Below are 7,177 nucleotides of genomic sequence, written 5' to 3'. Positions count from 1 at the left end.
CGAGACAGACAAGTCGAGCAGGTGCGAAAGCAGGTCATAGTGATCCGGTGGTTCTGAATGGAAGGGCCATCGCTCAACGGATAAAAGGTACTCCGGGGATAACAGGCTGATACCGCCCAAGAGTTCATATCGACGGCGGTGTTTGGCACCTCGATGTCGGCTCATCACATCCTGGGGCTGAAGTAGGTCCCAAGGGTATGGCTGTTCGCCATTTAAAGTGGTACGCGAGCTGGGTTTAGAACGTCGTGAGACAGTTCGGTCCCTATCTGCCGTGGGCGTTGGAGAATTGAGAGGGGCTGCTCCTAGTACGAGAGGACCGGAGTGGACGCATCACTGGTGTTCCAGTTGTCTCGCCAGAGGCATTGCTGGGTAGCTACATGCGGAAGAGATAAGTGCTGAAAGCATCTAAGCACGAAACTTGCCTCAAGATGAGTTCTCCCAGTCTATAAGACTGTAAGGGTTGTTGGAGACTACGACGTAGATAGGTGTGGTGTGTAAGCGTAGTGATACGTTGAGCTAACACATACTAATTGCCCGAGAGGCTTAACTATACAACGCTCAAGTGTTTTTGGGCGTGAAGTTAAGAAACTAAACAAAGAACGAAAGACTAAAAAATCAGTGAACAGCTTGTTTCGAATTTAAGATGTCAATAAAAAGACAAATAAAGAACAAAGAAAAAGACAGATAAAGAAGACAAAAGACATCAACAGAATATTCTGGCGACCAGAGTGCTGTGGCTCTACCTGACTCCATTCCGAACTCAGAAGTAAAACGCAGTAACGCCGATGGTAGTGTGGGGTTTCCCCATGTGAGAGTAGGGCATCGCCAGATTGAAATTAGCGCGAGAGCGAAAAGAAACCCTGTGGTTAGTGATAACGACAGGGTTTTTGCTTTTGGGAAATTGAGAAAGCACGTTGATAACTCAGCGGAAAAGGGCTTTTAGGCGGTTTAGTGGGAATCGTGAAACATGCGTTTCGATGAGTAAAATTCAGAGAGCAAGATGAGGGTAAAATTTCTCGGTAACTTTGATAAAATCAGATAAAGAAAGGTGTTGATAATTGGATAACGTTAATCCTCTTGCATCAATATCGTTAGCGAGAACAAATATGTGAGCAATATGATCAAAAAGTTGTGGATATTTAACCGCTAGCAATACACCATCTTGCCATAAAACCAGCGCATCATCTTCTTTGATTTGGGTTAATACCTGAGTTAATTCATTTAGCTCGTACTGTGCTTTAGAAAGCGTATAAAGCATAGGGATTCCTTATTAGAAAGTCAGTATTTTTTCGGCGTGAGCAAGAATTGTAAATAATTCTTTTTGAGGAATGATATTTGCATTAGGTAAAATCAATTCAGCATCGATTAACGTTCTTTGTTTGATGGATTCCTCACAAATAAAACATTCGGTTAGATCGTATAGTTCGATCAGTTTAAAGGTTGAAATATGATCTTTTTGTAAGATATTGTTGGGTTGTTGTTGAGTTAATAGATTAAATACGCCGTCATTTAAAAAACAAATTGCAATTTCATCTTCAGCACAGAAAGCACTGGCTGCGAGTAATGCATCAAGACCTTCTCGGCTAGTAGCCGTTCCAAAAGGCGGTTGAGTAAAAAGAAAGGCAAGTTTATATTTTTTCATAGTTAAAACGTTAATAATCTATCTGCTTTTAATACCACTTGGCTAAATTCGCCGAGCCCAGCTAAGATGAAACCTTCAGCAAGATTAGTTTGCTGAGTTTTACTGGTTTGAGGATCTACAGTTCCTCGTCTTTGCGCGGCAGAAATACAGAGATGTAGAGCTAAACCTTGTGATTTCGCTAGATGTTGCCATTTTTCCAATAAGTTTATTTCATCGCTAGCGGGGTTTACCAATGCATTTGCGTTACTTACGCCGTCTTGAAAGAAAAAAACTTGCTTAATATGATGTCCTGCGGTTAGTAATGCTTCAGCAACTTGATAAGCTAAATATGCCCCTTGTGTACCGTAAACAGGAGATTTAATCGCTAGTACATAATCCATTATTCGTTATCCTGTTTAATTTGTCGGATATAAAGATAAACGGTATGGCGAGAAATATTTAAGCGATCAGCTACTTGATTGATTGCATCTTTAATATCAAAAATACCTTTTTCATATAACGATACGACGATATGGCGATTTTTATTGTTATTAGCGACGTTACGATCAGCCATCGTTTCTTCAATTGTCTTTTCGATCGTTTGGATAACTAGCTCTTCAACGGAACTGGCAAAGTTTACCGACGTATCTTCATCCTCTTGTAGCGGTGCAATAAAAGTACTTAAAAATTGTGATACCGGCACATCCAAATTAATATTAATGCAGATAAAGCCGATAACGTGTTGTTTACTGTTTCGAATAGCAATGGTAACGGATTTCATCAATACTCCGCCTTTAGAGCGAGTAAAGTAGGGATTAGACACACTATCTGTCTTCATTTGGTGTAATGATTTAAGTGCTTTATCGGTGAGTGGCGAACCGATTTTTCGGTCGGTATTATGCCCGTTAGCAATATAAATGGCTGAATTTTCCAGAAACTCTAAAGAGTGTAAAACGATTTCGCAGTGATCACCGATTAATGCGGCAATACCATCCACTATTGGAAAGTATGAGGCGAGAATAGCATGATCTTCTTCGCTAAAATTTTGAAATTTTTTCATATTATTTTAGGGCTTACGCCGTTAATTTTAGTTATATATTGATAAGCCTTCAAAAAGAAAGCGGTCTAATTTGCAAAAAATTTTACAAATTAGACCGCTTGGATTCAAGGGTTATTTTTTCGCTTCAGCCGCTTTGAAATCTAACAATTCAATTTCAAATTTTAAGGTTGAGCTTGCCGGAATTTTACCTGCTTGGCGTTCGCCGTAACCTAATTCAGGTGGTACTACGATTTCCATTTTTCCGCCTTTTTTCAGCATCGGAATCGCCTCAATCCAACCCGGAATTAATTGATTTAATTGGAATTCAATCGGTTCTCCGCGATCGTATGAACTGTCAAATACGCTACCGTCCGTTAATGTACCTTTATAATGTACTTTTACCGTATCTTCCGCTTTAGGCGATTCACCGGTACCGGCTTTTTCTATTTTATAGAGTAAACCTGAAGCGGTTTTTTTCACGCCGCTTTGTTTTTCATATTCGGCACGGAATTTATTACCGGCTTCGACGGTTGCTTTACTTTTTTCTGCGGCAATTTTGCTTTCTTGGCTTGCTAGATAAGTATCAAGTGATTTTAATTGTTTTTGTAAATCTTCATCGGTTAATTTACCGGTTTTTTTGATGGTGTCTTGAACACCCGCCAAGATTTTATCTTGGTTATAAGAAAAGATTTCTTTTTGCGATTCAACAACGCCTTCGATATTTTTACCCATCAATACGCCGACCGCATATGATGAATCGTCAATGAATTTTTGATCCGCTTTTTGTTCCGCCGCAAATACTGCTTGTGATGAAACTAATGCACCGGCTACGATTGCAAGAACAGAAAGTTTATTTTTTAACATAGATTTTCCTTATAAATAAAATAATTTGTTAAAAGAAAGGTAGATAGGGTAAAGTGTATTTCTTTTTTATACAACCTTTTTATTTAAAATGACCACAGAGAACGATCTATTAAACCGGATTGCGGAATTGGAAACAAAAGTTGCTTTTCAAGAAGTTACTATAGAAGAATTAAACCAAGCATTAATTCATCACCAACTTTCGCTGGATAAGCTACAGACTCAAATGCGTCATTTTGCGGAAAAACTAAAAGGCGCACAAGTCAGTAATATAGCTTCGCAAGCGGAAGAAACGCCACCACCGCATTATTAGGCTATGAACTTATCGTTTAGTTCGTATTCTAACCACGCATAGTTTTTGTTTAAGGTAACGGGCAAGATGTTATATGGGAAATTAATAAAGTCGGTCACATTGGCATTTATATTCGTAATAACGCTAAACGCTTTTGCAACACAACCGCAAGCGGTCGAAAAATTGCAAAAAAACACAAAAAATGAACCGCTGTTTAACGATGGAAAAGGCTATTACTCTTATAAGAAGCCGATAGATATTGAACTGCCTAAAGACGGTCGCATATTGATTCAGTATTTTTTCAAATACGATTGTAATATTTGTTTAAATGCGGACGATTATTTGAAGCAGTATGCAAGATTACATTCGGATCAAGTAATACTACAACGTTCTCCGGTATATGAGGCAAATGAGAAGTTTACCGGGCAAATGCACTCCGCATTTATGCAGATGGGTAGAGAAGATTTAAGTGACCTTTACCTATTCGATAGTGTCGGGCGTAAAGATTCAATAAGCTTGGTTAAAAGTAATGATGCCATTGTTCAATGGCTAAATGCAAAAGGTATTGATGCGAAGGCATTTAATCACTTATTTCATTCGGACGAAGTAAAAACTCGAATGGAACAACAACAAATATTATTTAATAAATATAATCCGCCGTATGTACCGATTGCCGTTTTGAACGGTAAATATATTTTATTACAAAATACTTTATATAATGACGATTATACTTATGGCGTATTAGATTTTTTAGTCAATAAACTACAACAAGAGCAAAAAGAGGATAAAAAATAATGGGTTTAAAAATTGGTATTATCGGTGCGATGGCACAAGAAGTGGAAATTTTACGTGGCTTGATGGTTGAAGCTAAAGTAATAGAAATGGCGGGTTGTAAAATTTATGACGGTAAAATTAATAATACAAAAGTTGCATTATTACAATCAGGCATAGGGAAAGTATCGGCGGCGATAGGTACGACGCTATTATTGGAATTAACTAAACCGGATATGGTTATTAATACCGGATCCGCCGGCGGTTTGGATGCAAATTTAAATGTCGGCGATATTGTTATTTCTACGGAAGTTCGTCATCACGATGCCGATGTGACGGCATTCGGTTATGAGAAAGGTCAATTACCGGCGAATCCCGCCGCATTTATTCCGAATGAACAATTAGTTTCCGTTGCGTTAAAAGAAACGCAAACGGCAGGTTTTAATGCGGTGTCCGGTTTAATTTGTAGTGGTGATGTTTTTGTAAACGGAGCGGAGAAAATCGCAATAATTCGCCAAGATTTCCCGAGTGTCGCCGCAGTAGAAATGGAAGCTGCCGCTATCGCACAGGTTTGCCATGCGTTTAACGTGCCTTTTGTAGTAGTAAGAGCGATCTCGGATGTAGCGGATAAAGAATCACATCTTTCTTTTGATGAATTTTTACCGTTAGCGGCAAAGAACTCGTCTGAGATTGTTGTTGCGATGCTAAATAATTTTGCTTAAAGCGTATGGAACAAGCGGTTTAATTTTGTTTAAAATTTGCAAAGAAACTCTAAAATATAACCGCTTGTTATCGCTATTTGGTAGCAACTTCTGTACAATATTCACACTTAGCCTACTGATTATCAGTAGGTCTTTTTTTATTTGATTACCTAATTATATTTTTGAGAAATTTATGAGTACTACACCAAATATTGGTTTTATCAGCCTTGGCTGCCCTAAAAATTTAGTTGATTCCGAACGTATTTTGACGGAATTGCGTACAGACGGTTATAACATTATCCCTAGTTATGAAAATGCGGACTTAGTGATTGTAAACACTTGCGGTTTTATCGACAGTGCAGTGCAAGAGTCATTGGAAGCTATCGGTGAAGCATTAGAAGAAAACGGTAAAGTAATTGTGACCGGTTGTTTAGGGGCGAAAGAGAACCAAATTCGTGAAGTACATCCGAAAGTCTTAGAAATTACCGGTCCTCACAGCTATGAAGCGGTAATGAGGCACGTACATAAATATGTACCTCGTCCGGAGCGTAACATTTATACCAGCCTTGTACCGGCACAAGGAGTAAAACTTACGCCTAAGCATTATGCCTATTTAAAAATTTCGGAAGGCTGTGACCACCGTTGTACCTTCTGTATTATTCCGTCAATGCGCGGCGATTTAGATAGCCGTCCGATTGTGCAAGTATTAGATGAGGCGAAACGTCTTGCCGATTCGGGCGTAAAAGAGTTACTCATCGTTTCTCAAGATACTTCCGCTTATGCGTTGGATCAGTCAAAAGAAAATCAAAACAAAACAGTTTTCTGGAACGGTGCGCCGATTAAAAATAATTTAATCACGTTATGTGAACAATTAGGAACGCTAGGTATTTGGGTTCGCTTACATTATGTCTATCCGTATCCGCATGTAGATGATTTAATTCCGTTAATGGCGCAAGGCAGAATTTTGCCGTATTTGGATATTCCGTTACAACATGCCAGCCCGAAAGTATTAAAGGCGATGAAACGCCCAGGTTCGATCGATCGTACTTTAGAACGTATTAAAAAATGGCGTGAGATCTGTCCGGAACTAACATTACGTTCAACCTTTATCGTCGGCTTCCCGGGTGAAACGGAAGATGATTTCCAAATGTTGTTGGATTTCTTAGAAGAAGCACAATTAGATCGTGTCGGTTGTTTCAAATTTAGTCCGGTTGAAGGTGCGGTTGCAACAGAAATGGTTGATCAAATACCGGAAGACGTGAAGGAAGAACGTTTCCATCGTTTTATGCAAGTTCAACAACGTATTTCTGCGGCACGTTTACAACAAAAAGTGGGTAAGACACTAGCAGTAATTATTGATGAGATTGACGAAGAAGGCATTATCGGTCGTTCAATGGCGGATGCCCCGGAAATTGACGGCGTAGTCTATGTTGATAATCTTTCCGGTCAAGAAGTGAAAGTCGGTCAAGTTATTGCGGTAAGCATTACCAACGCAGACGAATACGACCTCTGGGGAACTTGTTAATTGTAAGAAATGTTTTAGTGAACCTTTTCCTACAAATTAAGTCCTAATGTTTGCAAATTGTCTTGAGCAGTTTGATATATCAAGAATTTTTTATAAGGAAGATTAGAACATGAATGTGATTGTTAAAGTATTATCGGTTGTTGCATTAGCAACAACGGTTTCTGCATGTAACAGTTTAAATAAAACACAAAGAAATACCGCTATCGGAGCTGCGGTCGGTGGGGTTGCCGGTCATATGATTGGCGAATCTACCGGCGCGACCCTTGGCGGTGCGGCTCTTGGCGGTTTAATCGGTAGCCAAGTTAAATAATTTTGATATGAAGCCACTTATATGATCTGCACCCCAAAAGTTGGACTAAACCTCCAA

Annotated in this window: 10 protein-coding genes and 2 rRNA genes (1 of these 12 only partly in view); 7 read left to right on the top strand and 5 right to left on the bottom strand. The window is 39.1% G+C overall.

From position 1 onward, the window contains the following. Window positions 1-551, top strand: a 23S ribosomal RNA gene (locus tag NYR63_RS08895); it begins 2,348 nt to the left of the window's first position. Between the two features lie 164 nt (window positions 552-715). Further along, window positions 716-831, top strand: a 5S ribosomal RNA gene (gene rrf, locus NYR63_RS08890). A gap of 157 nt (window positions 832-988) precedes the next feature. On the opposite strand, the gene tusB is transcribed toward rrf, so the two are convergent. The 5 genes from tusB to fkpA all read right to left on the bottom strand — a co-directional run bounded on the left by tusB (window position 989) and on the right by fkpA (window position 3,524). After that, entirely contained in the window at window positions 989-1,258 is a 270-nt protein-coding gene (tusB, locus tag NYR63_RS08885) for a sulfurtransferase complex subunit TusB (RefSeq protein ID WP_279457199.1), read from the bottom strand. 12 nt (window positions 1,259-1,270) lie between these two features. Further along, on the bottom strand, window positions 1,271-1,642 hold the full coding sequence (gene tusC, locus NYR63_RS08880; RefSeq protein ID WP_279457198.1) for a sulfurtransferase complex subunit TusC: 372 nt from the start codon (window positions 1,640-1,642) through the stop codon (window positions 1,271-1,273). A 2-nt stretch (window positions 1,643-1,644) separates the two neighbouring features. Beyond that, complete coding sequence (tusD, locus tag NYR63_RS08875) at window positions 1,645-2,022, bottom strand: sulfurtransferase complex subunit TusD (protein ID WP_279457197.1); 378 nt, start codon at window positions 2,020-2,022, stop codon at window positions 1,645-1,647. Then, window positions 2,022-2,681, bottom strand: coding sequence for a helix-turn-helix transcriptional regulator (locus NYR63_RS08870; protein ID WP_279457196.1), 660 nt, complete (start codon window positions 2,679-2,681; stop codon window positions 2,022-2,024). The genes tusD and NYR63_RS08870 overlap by 1 nt, the downstream gene beginning before the upstream one ends. 111 nt (window positions 2,682-2,792) lie before the next feature. Next, window positions 2,793-3,524, bottom strand: a complete 732-nt coding sequence (gene fkpA / locus NYR63_RS08865; RefSeq protein WP_279457195.1) for an FKBP-type peptidyl-prolyl cis-trans isomerase — start codon at window positions 3,522-3,524, stop codon at window positions 2,793-2,795. 88 nt (window positions 3,525-3,612) lie between these two features. On the opposite strand from fkpA, the gene NYR63_RS08860 reads away from it, so the two are divergent. The 5 genes from NYR63_RS08860 to NYR63_RS08840 all read left to right on the top strand — a co-directional run bounded on the left by NYR63_RS08860 (window position 3,613) and on the right by NYR63_RS08840 (window position 7,120). Then, window positions 3,613-3,834 carry a SlyX family protein gene (locus NYR63_RS08860; RefSeq protein ID WP_279457194.1) on the top strand — a complete coding sequence of 74 codons (222 nt, stop codon included), beginning with the start codon at window positions 3,613-3,615 and terminating at the stop codon, window positions 3,832-3,834. A gap of 66 nt (window positions 3,835-3,900) precedes the next feature. After that, window positions 3,901-4,608 carry a thiol:disulfide interchange protein DsbA/DsbL gene (locus NYR63_RS08855; RefSeq protein WP_279457193.1) on the top strand — a complete coding sequence of 236 codons (708 nt, stop codon included), beginning with the start codon at window positions 3,901-3,903 and terminating at the stop codon, window positions 4,606-4,608. After that, entirely contained in the window at window positions 4,608-5,306 is a 699-nt protein-coding gene (gene mtnN, locus NYR63_RS08850; RefSeq protein WP_279457191.1) for a 5'-methylthioadenosine/S-adenosylhomocysteine nucleosidase, read from the top strand. The genes NYR63_RS08855 and mtnN overlap by 1 nt, the downstream gene beginning before the upstream one ends. A 172-nt stretch (window positions 5,307-5,478) precedes the next feature. Further along, window positions 5,479-6,810 carry a 30S ribosomal protein S12 methylthiotransferase RimO gene (gene rimO / locus NYR63_RS08845; RefSeq protein WP_279457190.1) on the top strand — a complete coding sequence of 444 codons (1,332 nt, stop codon included), beginning with the start codon at window positions 5,479-5,481 and terminating at the stop codon, window positions 6,808-6,810. Between the two features lie 109 nt (window positions 6,811-6,919). Then, window positions 6,920-7,120, top strand: a complete 201-nt coding sequence (locus NYR63_RS08840) for a glycine zipper 2TM domain-containing protein (RefSeq protein ID WP_279457189.1) — start codon at window positions 6,920-6,922, stop codon at window positions 7,118-7,120. Window positions 7,121-7,177: the final 57 nt, after the last annotated feature.

This window comes from Actinobacillus genomosp. 1 (genome assembly GCF_029774175.1).
In the GTDB taxonomy this organism is placed as follows: domain Bacteria; phylum Pseudomonadota; class Gammaproteobacteria; order Enterobacterales; family Pasteurellaceae; genus Actinobacillus.
This window is presented reverse-complemented; position numbering and strand designations above follow the sequence as displayed.

Excerpts from the sequence above, each read along its gene's own strand:
- tusB (WP_279457199.1), bottom strand. The coding sequence starts at position 1,258 with ATGCTTTATACGCTTTCTAAAGCACAGTACGAGCTAAATGAATTAACT.
- tusC (WP_279457198.1), bottom strand. The coding sequence starts at position 1,642 with ATGAAAAAATATAAACTTGCCTTTCTTTTTACTCAACCGCCTTTTGGA.
- tusD (WP_279457197.1), bottom strand. The coding sequence starts at position 2,022 with ATGGATTATGTACTAGCGATTAAATCTCCTGTTTACGGTACACAAGGG.
- NYR63_RS08870 (WP_279457196.1), bottom strand. The coding sequence starts at position 2,681 with ATGAAAAAATTTCAAAATTTTAGCGAAGAAGATCATGCTATTCTCGCC.
- fkpA (WP_279457195.1), bottom strand. The coding sequence starts at position 3,524 with ATGTTAAAAAATAAACTTTCTGTTCTTGCAATCGTAGCCGGTGCATTA.
- NYR63_RS08860 (WP_279457194.1), top strand. The coding sequence starts at position 3,613 with ATGACCACAGAGAACGATCTATTAAACCGGATTGCGGAATTGGAAACA.
- NYR63_RS08855 (WP_279457193.1), top strand. The coding sequence starts at position 3,901 with ATGTTATATGGGAAATTAATAAAGTCGGTCACATTGGCATTTATATTC.
- mtnN (WP_279457191.1), top strand. The coding sequence starts at position 4,608 with ATGGGTTTAAAAATTGGTATTATCGGTGCGATGGCACAAGAAGTGGAA.
- rimO (WP_279457190.1), top strand. The coding sequence starts at position 5,479 with ATGAGTACTACACCAAATATTGGTTTTATCAGCCTTGGCTGCCCTAAA.
- NYR63_RS08840 (WP_279457189.1), top strand. The coding sequence starts at position 6,920 with ATGAATGTGATTGTTAAAGTATTATCGGTTGTTGCATTAGCAACAACG.